Raw genomic sequence first — 14,765 nt, forward strand, 5'->3', positions numbered from 1 at the left:
CGGGCACGTCAGGGTGTTCGGCCGGTCGCGGTGGTCAGCAGAGCGCCGATGGCGAGGGCTCCGGCCAGCCACATCACCGATGTGACGCCGATGCCACCGGCCATGAGACCGCCCGCCAGGGCGCCCGCTGCGATGGCGGCGTTGAAGACACCGACGAACAGCGAGGAGGCGCCCTCGCGCGCATCGGGGGACGCGGCCAGCATCCACGTCTGCGTACTCACCGACACTCCGCCGTAGGCGAGGCCCCACACGGCCAGCAGGACGCCCGCCATCAAGAGCGTGCCGCCAAGTGCCGGGATCAGCAGGACGGTGCCCGCCAGAACCGCGCTGATCACCAGCAACGTCGCCCGCGGCGAACGGGCCGCTCCGGCGCCCGCGATGAAGTTGCCCGCCACGCCCGCGACTCCGTACAGCAGGAGCAGCGTGCCGACCATCGCCGGTCCGACTCCGGAGACGTCCTCCAGGACCGGCCTGATGTAGGTGTACGCGGCGAAGTGGCCGGTGACGAGGAGGCCCACGACGATCAGGCCGACGCGTACCTGAGGGTTGCCGAACAACCGGAGCACGCCGCTCAGCGGTACGGTCCGTTCCGCGGGAAGGCTCGGCAGCAGCACCGCGAACGCGACCAGCACGAGGAACGCCAGCCCGGCCGCCGCGATGAACGCCGCCCGCCATCCCGCCAGCGCGCCGATGTAGGCGCCGGCCGGGACGCCCAGTACGGACGCGACGGCGATCCCGCTGAACACCAGCGAGGTCGCGGAGCCCACCGACGCCGGCGGTACGAGACGTACCGCGAGGCTCGCCGCGATCGCCCACACGCCGCCCATCCCGATGCCGACCAGGACGCGGGCCGCGACCATGGTCGTGAAGTCCGGCGCCCACGCGGCCGCCAGGTTGCCGATCATCAGGACGGCCATCAGCGCGCACAGCACCGGGCGCCGGTCGTACCGTCTCAGCAGGGCGGTCAGCAGCGGGGACGAGACCGCCGCGACCAGCCCGGTGATCGTCAGCGTGAGGCCGGCCACGCCCTCCGCCACCCCGAGCGCATCGCCCATCGGGGTGAGCAGCCCGACGGGCAGCATCTCGGAGGTGACCACCGTGAACGTACCGGCCGCCAGGGCCACCACACCCGGCCAGCCGCGTCGGGGGGTCCGTGGTGTGACCGGTGTTTCCTGTAGTCGCGTCATGATCCCAGCGAAACGGCGGGGCCGCGCGGGAACAACGGCCTACCCGTCATCCTTCTATTAGCCTGGCTCATCCACCGAGGTCAGCGCCGTTGAGAGGAAGCCCGTGAGCAGCCTGGAAGTCCGCGAACTGGAGGCCTTCCTCGCGCTGGCCGACGAGCTCCACTTCGGCCGGGCGGGCGATCGGCTGTACCTGTCGCAGAGCCGGATCAGCCAGCTGCTCCGTTCGCTGGAGAGCAGGATCGGCGCCCGCCTCGTCGAGCGCACCAGCCGCCGCGTCCGCCTCACGCCCCTCGGCGAGAAGCTGCTGGCCGATGTCCGTCCCGCGTACGACACCGTTCTCGCGGCCCTCGACGACGCCCGCGCCACCGCCCGGGGCGTCGGCGGGCTCATCCGCATCGGCTTCCAGGGAACGGTCGACGACCACGTCATGAACGCGATCGTGCTGTTCCAGAGCCGGTATCCCGACTGCGCCACGGAGATCGTGGAGGTCCCGTTCTCCGACCCGTTCGGCCCGGTCCGCCGCAACGAGGTCGACACGGCGGTGGTCCTGCTGCCGGTGGAGGAGGACGATCTCGTCCTCGGGCAGGTGTTCTCCGAGCAGCCGCAGGCTCTCGCCCTGTCCAGCCGCCACCCCTTCGCCAAGCGCGACAACCTTGCTGCGGAGGACCTCGCCGGGCTCCCGCTCATCAGCGCCCACGATCCGGCGCCGGAGTACTGGCGCCGCGCGCAGGCTCCCAGCAGCACCCCTGGCGGGCTGGCGATCCCGGCCGGTCCCACCGTGAGCACTCTCCAGGAGGGCCTGGCCCTGGTCGCGGCCGATCGCGGGGCCATGCTCCTGTGCAACCCCACGGCCGATTACCACGGCCGCCGGGCCATCACCTTCGTGGACGTCACCGGGCTCGACGCCTCCGTGCTCGGCCTCGTCTGGCACCGCGATCACGGGACCGCCCGTACGCAGGCCTTCTCGCAGGCCCTCGCGGACGTCAGTGCAGGGAACGATCCGGAGGACCGAACGCCAGGCGCGTGAACCGTACGGTGAGCCCGGAACGTTCGGGAGCGCAGCAGTAGGGGCCGGCGGTCGCCGGACGGCCCGGCGGGAACGGCGCCACGCGCAGCATCTGCCAGGCGTCCTCATCGGCGCGGCCCCGGACGGTGACGGCGTCGCCGGTACGGCTGGCGCGGATCGTGACGGTACGCCCGGCCCACTCCGGTACGGGGCTGGTCGACCAGTCCGAGCGTTCATGGGTGACGACGGCGCCGGCCTGGAGGACTCCGTCGGCGTACTCGACCCCGGCCTTGATCCAGGTGCGCTCGTCCAGCCGCACCAGAAGGCCGGCCTGATCGAACTGCTCGGTGAAATCGGCGGCGAACGCGACCTCCACGGCGGCGTCGGGGCCCAGCGGGCCGAGCAGTGCGTGACCGGAATCGCGGTCGTAACCGTAGGAGGTCGTCCGCCAGAAGTCGCTGCCGCGTTCAGCGGTGACGAGCAGGTCACCGCCCTCGCGGGCGGACGACGGCGGGAGGTTGAGCCACTGGCCGTCGTCCCAAGCGAACCGGTCCACAAATGCCTCCGTTGTCGATGGTGGGCTTAAGTCCACCATGAACGGGGATCTCCGTCCCTTCGGAAGGGGTGATCGGCCGCCTGTGTTGTAGCCGCCGGGCACACAGGGTGGTGACATGGCGAACGAGGCGATTCCGATGAGGCCGGTCCTGTGGATGGGCCGGGTACGGCCCCTGCTCACGGAGGCCGGGCTGCTGCTGGCCTTGTTCGCGGTGTACAAGTTCGGCCGGCAGCTCGTCGATGGCGGTGTCGGTGCGGCGATGGCCAACGCGAAGGCCGTCTGGGACACGGAACGTGCGATGGCCCTGCCGGACGAGATCTGGATTCAGGATTTCGTTCTGAGCTGGGAGCCTGCGGCGTTTCTGGCCAATCTGTATTACGTCGGCGTGCATTTCCCTGCCACGGCGCTGCTTCTCGTCTGGCTGTGGGTACGGCACCCGGCGGCCTACACCCGGGTGCGGAACGAGCTGGTGGTGTTGACGGCGGCCGGAATGGCCGTTCACATGCTGTATCCCCTGGCGCCGCCCAGGCTGGCCGGGCTGGGCATGACCGACACGATGCTGTCGGTGGGGCCGTCCGCGTACCCGGCGGCGGCGGACGGTTTCGCCAACCAGTACGCCGCGATGCCTTCCCTGCATGTGGGCTGGGCGCTACTGGTGGCGCTGGCGGTGCTGAGGGTGTCGCCGAGTCCGTGGCGTTGGGTTCTCGCCCTGCACGCGCCGGTCACGGTGCTGGTGGTGGTCGTGACCGCCAATCACTACTGGCTGGATGGGATGGTGGCCGCCGCGCTGCTGGGCGGCACGGTGCTCGTCGTGGCGCTGGCCCGCCGGCGCGGGCCGGTGCCGGCAGAGGCGGTTCCGGTACGGCTCGTGCCTGCCGAGCAGCCGGTCGAGGGGCCGGAAGTGGTGTCTCGGGAGCGGGAACGGGTCCCTGCCTGAGCCCGATACGACATGCTCTGTTCCATGGGGCCAGAAATGACCGCGTATCTCCTGCCGCTGACCACCACCGACGACGAACAGGACCGGAACGCCTCCGTGGCGCTGCTGCCCGTGGGGAGTTTCGAGCAGCACGGCTCGTTCCTTCCGCTGGCGACCGACACCGTCATCGCGTGCACGATCGCGCGGGAGATCGCCGCCGTCCATCCGGTCATGCTCCTGCCGCCGGTCACGGTCTCCTGCTCGCACGAGCATGCGGCGTGGCCGGGCACCGTGAGCATCTCGGCGGTGACGCTGTACGCGGTCGTACGGGACATCGCCGAGTCGCTGCGCAGGTCGGGGATCGCCAAGCTGGTGCTGGTGAACGGGCATGGCGGCAACTACGTGCTGGGCAACGTCGTCCAGGAGGCGGGCGGGGACATGGCGCTGTTCCCGACCGAGCCGGACTGGGAGGCGGCGCGGTCGGGGGGCGGGGCTGGGGAGCCCGGCCGCCGACGACATGCACGCCGGTGAGCTGGAGACGTCCATCCTGCTGCACGCGCATCCGGGCCTGGTGAAGCCCGGGTACGAGGCGTCCGACCACGATTCGGGCGATCGGCGCCACATGCTCACGCTGGGGCTGGAGCCGTACACCGATTCCGGTGTCGTCGGGCGGCCGTCACTGGCGTCGCCCGGCAAGGGCCGGGACCTTCTGGCTTCGCTGGTCGAATCGTTCGAGGAGCACCTGCGGCTCCTTGACCCGTAGGCGGGGGCGGAGCAGCAGGACGCCCGCGCCGGGAAGGCTCGCGACGAACGTGAGCACCCCGTACACGACGGCGACGGTGAGCCCTTGCGCCGCGCCCAGCCCTACGGCACCGAACGCCAGGGCGGTGGCCGCTTCCCTGGGGCCCCACCCGCCGACGTTCACCGGCAGGCCCATCACCAGCAGCGCGAGGACCGCCAGCGGGACGAGGTCGGTGAGCGGGGCGTGCGAGCCCGCGGTACGTGCCGCGACGAAGAACAGGGCGACGTAGCCCGCCAGCGCCGCCGCCGACAGGACCACCATGCCCGTCCAGATGTCGCGTACGAGGCGTACCTCGGCCGTGATGGCGCGACGCCACCGCCGGGACCGGAATGCGAGCGCGGTCACGATTGCTAGGCCGAGGCCCACCAGGGCCACGGTGGTGGGGTCGGGTAGGAGGGCGGGCCGGGTGAGCAGGACGAGCACTCCGGCGGCGATGATGACCGCCTGGCCCGCGACGCGTTCGAGAACGACGGCGCGGACGCCCTTGCCTACGTTGCCCGAGTCTCTGCCATGGCTGACCGCACGGTGAACGTCACCGAGCACGCCGGCGGGCAGCACCGCGTTGAGGAAAAGCGCCTGGTAGTAGTCGCCCACGGCCACCCCCAAGGGAAGGCGCAGGCCGAGGCGGCGTGCCACCAGGCACCATCGCTGGGCGTTGCAGAGGGTGGTGAACAGGCCGATCGCCAGGGCGACGAGGATCGATTCCATGTCGACGGCTTGCAGCGCCCGTACGAACGCTTCCGTACTGTGCCACCACACGAGCGTGCCCAGAATGCCCACGGCGATGAGCGTCCGCAGCCAGGGCCATAGTGACCTCGTCATGACGCCCCCGGAAGGATGAGCAGGTCGCGGTGCTGGACGACCACGTTCAGTTCACCGGCCGCGAGCGTGCCGAGCCGCTGCCGCAGGTAGGTCTCGCCGGGGAGGTCCGGCGATTCCTCGCATGCCGCGCCGACCCAGCCGCGCAGCCACGCTTCGGCCAGTGCGGCCTGGTCACGCCCGAGCCGCCAGGGGCTCGGGCTGTTCCAGACCGTCGCGCCGAGCCGTTCGAACATCAGGGTCGCGGCCGTGACGGCGTCCGGGCCCAGCAGGGAGCCGCGGTGCTGGTGGGCGTTGAACGCGGCGGCGAACGCGGCGTCGAACGGGTCGGGCGGTACGAGCTCGATCCGTCCGACCACCGACAGGGCCAGCAGCGCCGGGCATCCGGCTCCGGCGATGGCGTTGGCGAGGCCGTCCAGCTCGGGTGCGGTGAGCAGGTCGAGCAGGGCGGACGCGGTCACCAGCGAGGTACCGGCGAGGTCGGCGGCGGTGAGGGACGTGATGTCGCCCTGCCGCGTCTCCACGGAGGCACCGGAGGCGGTCATGGTCGCGCCGGCCCGTACGAGCAACTCCGGATCGCGGTCGTGCAGGATCCAGTGCTGGGGCCGGGGCAGCCACCCGGTGAGCCAGCGGCCCAGGGAGCCCGTACCGCAGCCGAGGTCCCTGATGACCAGCGGCGTCGGAGCGTCGGCCAGGTGGGCGCGCAGGGGGCCGAGGAGGTCCACGGCGCGGGCGGCGGCGTCGGCGGTCTCACGCAGGGCCAGCCAGTCGGGCGAGAACGTTCCGGGGGTGCTCAACGGGCCTCCCGGTCCAGTACGGCGGTGAGGTCCCGCGTGGTCGCGTCCCAGTCGTGGAGCGTGCCCCGGCGTTCGAGGGCCGCGTCGCGCAGGTCGTGCCGCAGCGCGGGTTCGGTGAGCCAGCGGCGCAGCGCGGCCGCGAGCGCCGCGACGTCGTCGGGCGGGACGAGGATGCCCGGAACGCGGCCGTCCGGCGACCGTCCGAGGGCCTCCGGCACGCCGCCCACGGACGTCGCCAGCACCGGGATCCCGCGTGCCAGGGCCTCGGTCACGACCATCCCGTACGTCTCGGCGCGGGACGGCAGCACCAGCAGATCGGCGCCCGCGTACGTGGCGGCGAGCCGTTCGCCCATCCTCGGGCCCGCGAGCGAGATCCGGTCGTCCAGGTCATGCTGCTCGACGAGCTTGCGGACCTGCGAGACGTGCGTGAGGTCGTACCGCATCGGCCCGACGCACTCGCAGGTCCAGGGGAGGTCGGCGACGTCGGTGAGGGCCTGGACGAGCAGGTCGTGCCCCTTGCGCCGGGTGACCGAGGCCACGCACAGCAGCCGCGTCCCGTCGCCGGGTTCGGACGCGGGAACGGGCTCTACGCCAGGTGCGGCGACATGGACCCGGGCGGTGTCGAGCCCGTGGTGGTCGACCAGCCGGCGCGCGCCCCACGTGCTGGTGGCCACGACGGCCCCGGCGGCGTGCAGGGTCTCGCGCTCGCCGGCGTCCAGATCCGCCAGGTCCTCCATGTCCGTCTCGTCCCGGAGCGGCAGGTGCACCAGGACCGTGAGGCGCAGCCGCCGCGCATGGGGGACGACGATCTCCGGTACGCCGCACGCCACGAGGCCGTCCAGCAGCACGGCCGCCCCATCGGGGACCGCCGCGAGCGCGTCGTCCAGCCGCTGCCGGGCGGCGGTGTCGGGGCGCGGCCACGACCCGGCGACGGCGATCTCGTGCACCGGGCGGGTCAGCGCCATGCCTTCGCAGACCCGGCGGTCGTAGACGTTGCCGCCGCTGGGCACGGCCACCCGGTCGACGTCGCCGGGCATGACCACGTACACCGCCCCGGTCACCATCGCGCTGTTCACCACCGGGCCGTTCACCACCGGGCTCACAGCGCGCACTCGTAACTCGCCCACGCGATGTGCGACTCGTGCAGCGTCACGGTGATCCCGGTGAGCCCGCGCGCGCCCTCGCCGAGCGCGCCCGCCCGTACCCGGTCGGCCAGCCGGTCGGCGATCACCTTGGCCAGGAACTCGGTCGAGGTGTTGACCCCGGCGAACGCGGCCTCGTCGTCGAGGTTGCGGTAGTTGAACGCCGCCAGCACGGCGCCCAGCTCGACGGTGGCCAGCCCGATGTCCACCACGATGCCGTCGGCGTCGAGCTCGGGCCGGCGGAACGAGGCGTCCACCAGGAACGTCGCGCCGTGCAGGCGCTGGGCCGGCCCGAAGACCTCGCCGCGCAGGCTGTGCGCGACCATCAGGTGATCACGAACGGTGACGCTGAACAAGGACGTCCTCCTTGGAGTCGGTCGCGTAGTCGATGCGGTGGCAGAGAGCGGGCAGCTCGCCGGACGCGAGCGGTGGCAGCACCTCGGGCAGCTCCTCGAAGCCGCTGGCCCCGGTGATCAGGGCGTCGAACGCGGGGTTCGCGAGCAGCCGCAGCGCCAGCGCCAGCCGGTCGGCGAAGTCGCGGCTCGCCCGCCGGGACGGCGCCACGGCCCCCACCTGGCTGCCGCGCAGGGACAGCCGGCGGGAGTGGAAGAACTCGCCCAGCGGGACGCGGACGGGCTTGTCGCCGTACCAGCTCAGCTCGATGACCTCGCCGTCCGGGGCGAGCAGTTCCAGGGAACGGGCGAGCCCGGCCTCGGTGGCGCTGGTGTGCACCACCAGGTCGCACTCCCCCGCCGCCCGTTCCGGTGACGCGAACCCGACGCCGAGCGCTTCGGCGACGGCCGCGCGGGACGGATCGACGTCGACGAGCTCGACCCGGGCACCGGGGAATCCGGCGAGCACGCCCGCGACGGAGCAGCCGACCATGCCGGCCCCGACGACCGCGATGCGGTCACCGACCAGCGGCGCCGCGTCCCAGAGCGCGTTCACGGCGGTCTCCACGGTGCCCGCCAGGATGGCCCGTTCCGGCGGCACGCCGTCCGGTACCGGCGTAACGGCGCCGGAGGGGACCACATACCTGGTCTGATGTGGGTAGAGGCAGAAGACGGTACGCCCGAGCAGGTCGCCGGGCCCGTGCTCGACGACGCCCACGTTGAGATAGCCGTACTTGACCGGCCCGGGGAACGAGCCGTCCTGGAAGGGGGCACGCATGAGGTCGCGCTGGCTCGCGGGCACGCCGCCCCGGAAGACGAGCGCCTCGGTCCCGCGGCTCACGCCCGAATGCAGCGTGCGGACCAGGACCTCGCCCGGTCCCGGCTCCGGAAGCCGTACCGAACGGATCTCGCCCTCGCCGGGAGACCGCACCCAGAACGCGCGCGCCCTGCGCTCCATCCTCGTCCTTTCTGAACGCTCCACGGGCCCGGCCGCGTACGGCAGGCCATGACGCAGACCACCATGACCGAGCTCGCGAAGACCCGGCCCGCCGCAGGGACCCGGAGCCCGATGATCACGCCGGCCCCGGCCCGGCCGGCCATGGCGGGCCGGGAGACGGCCGCCGCGGCGGGTGCCCAGCTCGTGCTGCTGGGCACGCTGTGGGCGGCGGCCGGCCTGGGCCCGGCCGCCTGGGCGGCCGGGGTCCTGCACACCTTCGCGCTGTGGGCCATCCTCACCCGTGCGCTCCGCCGGGCGGGCCTCGGCACGCTGGGACCGGCCGATCGCGTCACGCTGGCCCGGGCCGTCCTGGCCGGGGGCGTGACCGCACTCGTGGTGGAACGGGCCGAATCGGGCGTACCGCTGCTGGCCCTCACCGCACTGGCCGCCATGGCGCTGCTCCTGGACGGCGTCGACGGCAAGGTCGCGCGCCGTACCGGGACGTGCTCCCCGTTCGGGGCGCGGTTCGACATGGAGGTCGACGCCTTCCTGATCCTCGCGCTGAGCGTCCACGTCGCCGCGTCCACCGGCCCGTGGGTCCTGGCGATCGGGATGATGCGGTACGCGTTCGTCGCGGCGGCGTGGGCCCTGCCGTGGCTGGGCGGGGCGCTCCCGCCCCGCCTGGCCCGCAAGGTCGTCGCCGCTCTCCAGGGCGTCGTCCTGGTCGTCGCCGGGACGCTTCCGTACGTCCCGGCCGCCCTGGCCTGCGCCGCCGCCCTCGCGGCCCTCGTGTGGTCCTTCGGCCGCGACGTCGCCTGGCTGCGGCGCCACGGCCGGGCCGGCTGACGTCATCCGCTCGCCTCGCCGCAGCTCGTCCGCGGGAACGCGTCGAGCTGCGGCAGGTCGTGGCCGAGGCGGTCGCGCTTGGCGGTCAGGTACCTGATGTTGTCGTCACTGGCCGGGACGAGCACCGGGACCCGCGAGGTCACCTTGATGCCGAAGGACTGCAGCGCCTCGACCTTCTCCGGGTTGTTCGACAGCAGCCGCACCGACCGGACGCCGAGGTGGTCGAGCACCCGCGCCGCCGGCCCGTAGTCCCGGATGTCGACCGGCAGCCCGAGCGCCGTCGCCGAGTCGACCGTGTCCAGGCCCTGCTCGTCCTGCAGGATGTGGGTGCGCACCTTCGCGACCAGGCCGATCCCCCGGCCCTCGTGGCCGCGCAGATACACCAGGACACCACCGCCCTCGCGGACGATGGCGTCCAGCGACGCGCCGAGCTGGTCACCGCACTCGCAGCGCGTCGCCCCGAAGATGTCTCCCGTCATGCATTCCGAGTGGACCCGGACGAGCACGTTCTCCTCCCCCCGGGTCCGGCCCCGGACGAGCGCCATGTGCTCGTGCCGGTCCACCGGATCCCGGAACGCCACGGCGCGGAACGTTCCGCGCCGCGTCACCAGATCGGCCTCCGCGATGTCCTCGTTGGCAATGGCGTGCTCGCGCATCTTCCCCCTCGTCACCGTCGGGTCGTCACCCCTGGTACGTAGAGGTCCGTCCCTACGGTTGCGTCACGCGCCAGATAATCGCGTTCCGGAATGGGGTGACTTGGCCTGATCCTCTATCAAGCGGGCCGCCCGCGCCCGAAACATCGGCCGTGTGACCAGGGTGGGCCTCGGCGGGATCAGCCGAGCCTGGCGCCCGTATGGAGAGCGAGGGCCGTCATCGCCGGGACATCGGCCGTGAACGTGCCGTCGGAGGCGACGGTGATGGTGTGCGAGGCCTTGCAGGTCCGGGCGGACGGGTCGTACGCGCCGCCGATCACGTTGCAGTACGTGCCGGGGGCCAGCCGGGTCCGGTACGTGCGGTTCCAGCCGCTCGACTCGTCCCGGTTGATGACGACGTAGCCGCGGTCGCCCCGGCTGAAGGCGATCTTGTTGCCGGGCCGTCCACGCCGAGGGAGGCCAGGTCCTTGAGGTAGCGGCCGAGGCGGGGGCGGACGTAGCCGGCGTCCCCGGTCTCGAGGTCGGCGAGGCCGGCCAGCTCGCAGTTCTGGACGTCCCAGCGGTCGCCGTAGTCCGCGATGTCGCGGCGGCAGGTGTGGAAGTCGGCATCGGAGAACGTCCCCGGGTAGACGTACTGGTTCTGGAACGTCGTCCCCGCGCTGCCGCGCCCGCTCGCGCTGCCGGTCGCGTGGTTGATGACGGCATCGGCGTAGATCCGGACACCCGAGGCGTGACAGCGGGCGATCATGTCGCGGAACGCGGCGGCATCGCCGCGCCGGGTGGTGAGGGTCGCGATGTCGGAGCCGGGGTAGCCGACCGGCTGGTAGTCCTGCCACCAGGGGTAACCTCCCTGGCCCGCGTCCGGCAGGACGATGTGCTCTTGCGGCGGCGACACTTGGACGGCCCCGAAGCCCTTGGGGCCGAGGACGTTCTCGCACTCCTTCGCCACGTCGGTCCACTTCCACTGGAAGAGCTGGACCACCATGGTCCTGGCGCCTGGCGGGGCGGCTTGCGCGGGCGGGACGGCGGCCTGGCCGAGTGCTGCGGTGATGAGGGCGGCGGCGGATGCCGCGGCCCATCGGCGCATGCTCATGGATGCCTCCACCACGGGAGCGGGGGACCTCCCATGTTGCCGGGAAGTTACAGAAAAGCCGCAAGACTTCAGCAAGAAGTTGCAGCTCCCGCACACCGCGAACCGTCGCCACTTTAAAGGACGTGCCGGTCACGGGCGCAGCGGTAACGGAACAGCCACGATCCTGCTGAAAGTTTCTGCAAGGGATTTACCGTTCTGCAAAGCCTTGCTAACGTCCCGGCTCACAGAACGCCCCTGCCGGACACGTCGGGGCGACGCAGACCCGGGGCCGATCGCGGCCCCACCGAGGAGGACCCATGCGGGGCACACCCCTGGCCGGCGCGCTGACCGGCCTGGCGCTCACGCTCTCACTCGTCGCGTGCGGCGACGACTCGTCCGGCGGCGAAGGTGGCACCGCCGGCGCGGCGCTCACCGGGCGCGGGCCGATCACGCTGGCGACCGGCAAGGACCGCTCCGGCAACATGCAGAAGATGATCGACAGCTGGAACCAGGCGCACCCGAAGGAGCAGGCCCGGGTCATCGAGCTGCCGGACGAGCCCAACGACCAGCGGCAGCAGATGATCCAGAACGCCACGACCAAGTCGGACGCGTACACGATCCTCAACCTCGACGTCGTGTGGACCGCCGAGTTCGCCGCCAACCGCTGGCTGGTCGAGCTGCCCAAGGGCGCGAACGGCGTCGACACGGGCAAGCTGCTGCCCGCGACCGTCACCACCGGCGAGTACCGCGGCAAGCTGTACGCGATGCCGCTGACCTCCGACGCCGGGCTGCTGTTCTACCGGCACGACCTGCTGGAGAAGGCGGGCGTCGCCGAGCCGCCCAAGACCTGGCCGGAGATGTGGGCGGCCTGCGACAAGGTGCGGAAGATCCCCGCGGGCAAGGACGTGGACTGCTACCTCACCGAGGTCGGCAAGACCGAGGGCCTGACCGTGTCCGCCTCCGAGGCGATCAACAGCGCGGGCGGCGCGATCGTCGGCGCCGACGGCAAGCCCGCGGTGAACACGCCGCAGGCCAAGGCGGGCGTGGACTTCCTGGTCGACGCCATCAAGGACGGCCGGATGCCCAAGGCCGCGCTGACCCTGGACGGGGAGGGCGGGCGCCGCCACTTCCAGTCCGGCGAGCTGCTGTTCCACCGGCAGTGGCCGTACCAGTACGAGCTGGCCGGCAAGGACGACGGCTCCTCCAAGGTGGCGGGCAAGTTCAAGGTGGCACCGATCCCCGGCCAGGACGGCCCGGGCGCGGCCACCCTCGGCGGCCACAACTACGCGATCTCCTCGTTCGCCGAGAACAAGGCCACCGCGCTCGACTTCATCACGTACATGGCCGACGCCGCCCAGCAGAAGGCCAACTCGCTGGCCACCTCGCAGGCACCGACCGTGGCCGCGCTCTACGACGACCCGGACATGATCAAGAAGTACCCGTTCCTGCCGACGCTGAAGACCGCGATCGAGAACGCCGAGTCGCGCCCGGCCGCCGTCAAGTACGGCGATGTGACCGCGGCGATCCAGGGCTCGGTGTACGACGCGCTCAACGGCAAGACCCCGACCGACAAGGCCCTCGCCGACCTGCAGGGCAAGCTCGGCGCGCTGACCACGACGCCGTAGCCCGGACCCTGTCGTCGCAAGACCGCCGGCCGCCGTGGCGGGGCGCTCTCTTTTCTGCAGGGGGACGATCCTGCGCGCCCTCGCCACGGCACGGCGATGTCCAGAGAGATGAGGCAGATGGCCACCACGTTCGATGGCGAGCGGACGGCGGGATCCGCGCCGGACGCGGCCCGCAGGCGAGGGCGGGCGCGGAAACCGAAGAAGGACGTGTCGGGCTCGCGCCGGCTGGCCGCGATCCTGCTGTCCCCGACGCTGCTGGTGCTGGCGCTCGTCGTCGGCTACCCGGTGATCGCCGGCTTCCGCGAGTCGCTGTTCACCAAGGGCCAGGCCCTGGACGCCGACGGCTTCGTGATCGAGGGCGAGCGGTTCGTCGGGCTGGACAACTACACCGCGATCTTCTCCGGCGACCGCGCCGACGCGTTCTGGAACGCCTTCGGCAACACCACGTTCTTCACCTTCACCACCGTGATCCTGGAGACCGTGATCGGCGTCTGCATGGCGCTGATCATGCACTGGGCGTTCCGCGGCCGCGGCCTGGTCCGGGCCAGCGTGCTGGTGCCGTGGGCGATCCCCACCGCGATCTCCGGGCTGCTGTGGCGCTGGATCTTCCAGGCGGACGGCGCGTTCAACGCGATGATCCGGCACCAGGTGCTGTGGACCGCCGACGGCTTCGAGTCCAAGCTCGCGGTGATCATCGCCGAGGTCTGGAAGACCTCCCCGTTCATCGGCCTGCTGGTGCTGGCCGGGCTGCAGCTGATCCCGCGCGACGTGTACGAGGCGGCCCGCGTGGACGGCGCGAGCGCGGTGCAGCAGTTCTGGCGGATCACGCTGCCGCTGGTCAAGCCGGCGCTGCTGGTCGCGGTGCTGTTCCGGATGCTGGACGTGCTGCGGATGTTCGACCTGCCCGCCGTGCTGATCGGGGTCAACAAGCGTTCGGTCGAGACGCTGACGATGATCTCCTGGTTCGAGGCGAACAACCTGCGGTACGGCTCGGCCGCCGCGTACGCCACGGTGCTGTTCCTCTACATCGCGGTGATCTCCTACCTGTTCGTCAAGCTGCTCGGCGCCGACATCATCGGCGAGGCCCGCGAAGTGCACAGAGGCAAGAAGAAGAAGGGGAGGAGGCGGGCATGACCGCCATCGCCGCGCGGGCCCGCAAGGTCCTGCCGTACGTGGGCATCGCCGCCGTGGTGCTCTACTGCCTGGTCCCGTTCTACTGGATGGTCGTGTCGGCGTTCCGGCGGCCGCAGGACCAGTTCGACAACTCGATCATCCCGGTGCGCTGGTCGCTGGAGAACTTCACCGCCGTGTTCGGCGGCGGCAACGGCTTCGGCCGGTCGCTGCTCAACAGCTTCGTGGTGGCCGGGATCACCACCGCGCTGACCCTGGTCGTCGGCGTGTTCACCGCGTACGCGCTGGCCCGGCTGGACTTCCCGTTCAAGAACGCGGTGCTCGGGATCATCATCGGCACCACCATGTTCCCGGGAATCTCCCAGCTCGTCCCGTTGCTGAAACTCTTCACCGACATCGAGTGGATCAACACCTACCAGGCGATGATCCTGCCCAGCCTCGGCTTCGCGCTGCCGCTGACGGTGTGGCTGCTGACCACCTTCTTCCGGCAGTTGCCGTTCGAGCTGGAGCAGGCCGCGATGGTGGACGGCTGCACCCGCGGCCAGGCGTTCCGCAAGGTGGTGGTGCCGCTGGCCGCCCCCGGGGTGTTCACCACGGCGATCATCACGTTCATCGCCGCGTGGAACGAGTTCATCATCGCGCTCTCGGTGGTCAACAAGAAGGAGATGCAGACCGCCACGGTGGCGATCTCCAAGTTCACCGGGGTGTCGGGATTCGACCAGCCGTTCGGTACCCAGATGGCGGCCGGCGTGATCGTCACCGTTCCGCTGGTCGTGGTGGTGCTGATCTTCCAGCGCCGGATCGTGGCGGGTCTCACCGCCGGGGGAGTCAAGTAGCCGCCCCATCCCGCGCACACTGGGTCACCGAACCACTGGTCACCGAAC

Annotated in this window: 18 protein-coding genes; 8 read left to right on the top strand and 10 right to left on the bottom strand. The window is 71.5% G+C overall.

The genetic code is table 11. The features are described from left to right. Positions 1-8 precede the first annotated feature (8 nt). A complete protein-coding gene (locus ACH34Q_RS02510; RefSeq protein ID WP_395981030.1) occupies positions 9-1,187 on the bottom strand; it encodes an MFS transporter in 1,179 nt (392 codons plus the stop codon). A gap of 103 nt (positions 1,188-1,290) precedes the next feature. On the opposite strand from ACH34Q_RS02510, the gene ACH34Q_RS02515 reads away from it, so the two are divergent. Further along, positions 1,291-2,214: a LysR family transcriptional regulator gene (locus ACH34Q_RS02515; RefSeq protein WP_395981031.1), complete on the top strand. Its 924-nt coding sequence runs from the start codon at positions 1,291-1,293 to the stop codon at positions 2,212-2,214. On the opposite strand, the gene ACH34Q_RS02520 is transcribed toward ACH34Q_RS02515, so the two are convergent. After that, positions 2,171-2,749 carry a DUF1349 domain-containing protein gene (locus ACH34Q_RS02520; protein ID WP_395981032.1) on the bottom strand — a complete coding sequence of 193 codons (579 nt, stop codon included), beginning with the start codon at positions 2,747-2,749 and terminating at the stop codon, positions 2,171-2,173. The two genes, ACH34Q_RS02515 and ACH34Q_RS02520, sit on opposite strands and share 44 nt — an antisense overlap. A gap of 115 nt (positions 2,750-2,864) precedes the next feature. On the opposite strand from ACH34Q_RS02520, the gene ACH34Q_RS02525 reads away from it, so the two are divergent. The 3 genes from ACH34Q_RS02525 to ACH34Q_RS02535 are packed head-to-tail and all read left to right on the top strand — an operon-like array spanning position 2,865 to position 4,428. Continuing rightward, positions 2,865-3,686 carry a phosphatase PAP2 family protein gene (locus ACH34Q_RS02525; protein WP_395981033.1) on the top strand — a complete coding sequence of 274 codons (822 nt, stop codon included), beginning with the start codon at positions 2,865-2,867 and terminating at the stop codon, positions 3,684-3,686. Positions 3,687-3,722: 36 nt separating this feature from the next. Beyond that, positions 3,723-4,196, top strand: a complete 474-nt coding sequence (locus ACH34Q_RS02530) for a creatininase family protein (protein ID WP_395981034.1) — start codon at positions 3,723-3,725, stop codon at positions 4,194-4,196. After that, positions 4,183-4,428 (top strand): creatininase family protein, encoded by a 246-nt coding sequence (locus ACH34Q_RS02535; protein ID WP_395981035.1) that lies wholly within the window; start codon positions 4,183-4,185, stop codon positions 4,426-4,428. Before ACH34Q_RS02530 ends, ACH34Q_RS02535 begins: the two co-directional genes overlap by 14 nt. On the opposite strand, the gene ACH34Q_RS02540 is transcribed toward ACH34Q_RS02535, so the two are convergent. The 5 genes from ACH34Q_RS02540 to ACH34Q_RS02560 are packed head-to-tail and all read right to left on the bottom strand — an operon-like array spanning position 4,342 to position 8,575. Further along, positions 4,342-5,289 carry a YbhN family protein gene (locus ACH34Q_RS02540; RefSeq protein WP_395981036.1) on the bottom strand — a complete coding sequence of 316 codons (948 nt, stop codon included), beginning with the start codon at positions 5,287-5,289 and terminating at the stop codon, positions 4,342-4,344. The two genes, ACH34Q_RS02535 and ACH34Q_RS02540, sit on opposite strands and share 87 nt — an antisense overlap. Further along, the gene (locus ACH34Q_RS02545; protein ID WP_395981037.1) at positions 5,286-6,083 is read right to left on the bottom strand and encodes a class I SAM-dependent methyltransferase; all 798 of its coding nucleotides are present in this window, start codon (positions 6,081-6,083) and stop codon (positions 5,286-5,288) included. The genes ACH34Q_RS02540 and ACH34Q_RS02545 overlap by 4 nt, the downstream gene beginning before the upstream one ends. Continuing rightward, on the bottom strand, positions 6,080-7,195 hold the full coding sequence (locus ACH34Q_RS02550) for a glycosyltransferase family 4 protein (RefSeq protein WP_395981038.1): 1,116 nt from the start codon (positions 7,193-7,195) through the stop codon (positions 6,080-6,082). Before ACH34Q_RS02550 ends, ACH34Q_RS02545 begins: the two co-directional genes overlap by 4 nt. Then, entirely contained in the window at positions 7,183-7,581 is a 399-nt protein-coding gene (locus tag ACH34Q_RS02555) for a 6-pyruvoyl trahydropterin synthase family protein (RefSeq protein ID WP_395981039.1), read from the bottom strand. The genes ACH34Q_RS02550 and ACH34Q_RS02555 overlap by 13 nt, the downstream gene beginning before the upstream one ends. Beyond that, positions 7,559-8,575: a zinc-binding alcohol dehydrogenase gene (locus ACH34Q_RS02560; protein WP_395981040.1), complete on the bottom strand. Its 1,017-nt coding sequence runs from the start codon at positions 8,573-8,575 to the stop codon at positions 7,559-7,561. Before ACH34Q_RS02560 ends, ACH34Q_RS02555 begins: the two co-directional genes overlap by 23 nt. 63 nt (positions 8,576-8,638) lie before the next feature. Here ACH34Q_RS02560 and ACH34Q_RS02565 point away from each other — a divergent pair, with 63 nt between their 5' ends. Beyond that, positions 8,639-9,400 (top strand): CDP-alcohol phosphatidyltransferase family protein, encoded by a 762-nt coding sequence (locus ACH34Q_RS02565; RefSeq protein WP_395981041.1) that lies wholly within the window; start codon positions 8,639-8,641, stop codon positions 9,398-9,400. Positions 9,401-9,402: 2 nt separating this feature from the next. On the opposite strand, the gene ribA is transcribed toward ACH34Q_RS02565, so the two are convergent. The 3 genes from ribA to ACH34Q_RS02580 all read right to left on the bottom strand — a co-directional run bounded on the left by ribA (position 9,403) and on the right by ACH34Q_RS02580 (position 11,146). Continuing rightward, positions 9,403-10,056, bottom strand: a complete 654-nt coding sequence (ribA, locus tag ACH34Q_RS02570) for a GTP cyclohydrolase II (RefSeq protein WP_395981081.1) — start codon at positions 10,054-10,056, stop codon at positions 9,403-9,405. A gap of 176 nt (positions 10,057-10,232) precedes the next feature. Then, on the bottom strand, positions 10,233-10,481 hold the full coding sequence (locus ACH34Q_RS02575; protein ID WP_395981082.1) for an alpha amylase C-terminal domain-containing protein: 249 nt from the start codon (positions 10,479-10,481) through the stop codon (positions 10,233-10,235). After that, a complete protein-coding gene (locus ACH34Q_RS02580) occupies positions 10,370-11,146 on the bottom strand; it encodes an alpha-amylase family glycosyl hydrolase (RefSeq protein WP_395981042.1) in 777 nt (258 codons plus the stop codon). The genes ACH34Q_RS02575 and ACH34Q_RS02580 overlap by 112 nt, the downstream gene beginning before the upstream one ends. Positions 11,147-11,442: 296 nt before the next feature. Between ACH34Q_RS02580 and ACH34Q_RS02585 the strand changes: the two genes are divergently transcribed. The 3 genes from ACH34Q_RS02585 (at position 11,443) to ACH34Q_RS02595 (ending at position 14,717) form a co-directional block, all read left to right on the top strand. Further along, positions 11,443-12,750 carry an ABC transporter substrate-binding protein gene (locus tag ACH34Q_RS02585; RefSeq protein ID WP_395981043.1) on the top strand — a complete coding sequence of 436 codons (1,308 nt, stop codon included), beginning with the start codon at positions 11,443-11,445 and terminating at the stop codon, positions 12,748-12,750. Between the two features lie 96 nt (positions 12,751-12,846). Further along, positions 12,847-13,884: a carbohydrate ABC transporter permease gene (locus ACH34Q_RS02590; protein WP_395981044.1), complete on the top strand. Its 1,038-nt coding sequence runs from the start codon at positions 12,847-12,849 to the stop codon at positions 13,882-13,884. Beyond that, positions 13,881-14,717: a carbohydrate ABC transporter permease gene (locus ACH34Q_RS02595; protein WP_395981046.1), complete on the top strand. Its 837-nt coding sequence runs from the start codon at positions 13,881-13,883 to the stop codon at positions 14,715-14,717. The genes ACH34Q_RS02590 and ACH34Q_RS02595 overlap by 4 nt, the downstream gene beginning before the upstream one ends. Positions 14,718-14,765 lie beyond the last annotated feature (48 nt).

The organism is Actinomadura sp. 9N407 (genome assembly GCF_044326315.1).
Taxonomy (GTDB): domain Bacteria; phylum Actinomycetota; class Actinomycetes; order Streptosporangiales; family Streptosporangiaceae; genus Spirillospora.

Bases quoted from the DNA above. Each gene is read 5' to 3' on its own strand.
- ACH34Q_RS02510 (WP_395981030.1), bottom strand. From the start codon at position 1,187: ATGACGCGACTACAGGAAACACCGGTCACACCACGGACCCCCCGACGC.
- ACH34Q_RS02525 (WP_395981033.1), top strand. From the start codon at position 2,865: ATGGCGAACGAGGCGATTCCGATGAGGCCGGTCCTGTGGATGGGCCGG.
- ACH34Q_RS02530 (WP_395981034.1), top strand. From the start codon at position 3,723: ATGACCGCGTATCTCCTGCCGCTGACCACCACCGACGACGAACAGGAC.
- ACH34Q_RS02535 (WP_395981035.1), top strand. From the start codon at position 4,183: ATGCACGCCGGTGAGCTGGAGACGTCCATCCTGCTGCACGCGCATCCG.
- ACH34Q_RS02540 (WP_395981036.1), bottom strand. From the start codon at position 5,289: ATGACGAGGTCACTATGGCCCTGGCTGCGGACGCTCATCGCCGTGGGC.
- ACH34Q_RS02560 (WP_395981040.1), bottom strand. From the start codon at position 8,575: ATGGAGCGCAGGGCGCGCGCGTTCTGGGTGCGGTCTCCCGGCGAGGGC.
- ACH34Q_RS02565 (WP_395981041.1), top strand. From the start codon at position 8,639: ATGACCGAGCTCGCGAAGACCCGGCCCGCCGCAGGGACCCGGAGCCCG.
- ribA (WP_395981081.1), bottom strand. From the start codon at position 10,056: ATGCGCGAGCACGCCATTGCCAACGAGGACATCGCGGAGGCCGATCTG.
- ACH34Q_RS02580 (WP_395981042.1), bottom strand. From the start codon at position 11,146: ATGAGCATGCGCCGATGGGCCGCGGCATCCGCCGCCGCCCTCATCACC.
- ACH34Q_RS02585 (WP_395981043.1), top strand. From the start codon at position 11,443: ATGCGGGGCACACCCCTGGCCGGCGCGCTGACCGGCCTGGCGCTCACG.
- ACH34Q_RS02590 (WP_395981044.1), top strand. From the start codon at position 12,847: ATGTCCAGAGAGATGAGGCAGATGGCCACCACGTTCGATGGCGAGCGG.
- ACH34Q_RS02595 (WP_395981046.1), top strand. From the start codon at position 13,881: ATGACCGCCATCGCCGCGCGGGCCCGCAAGGTCCTGCCGTACGTGGGC.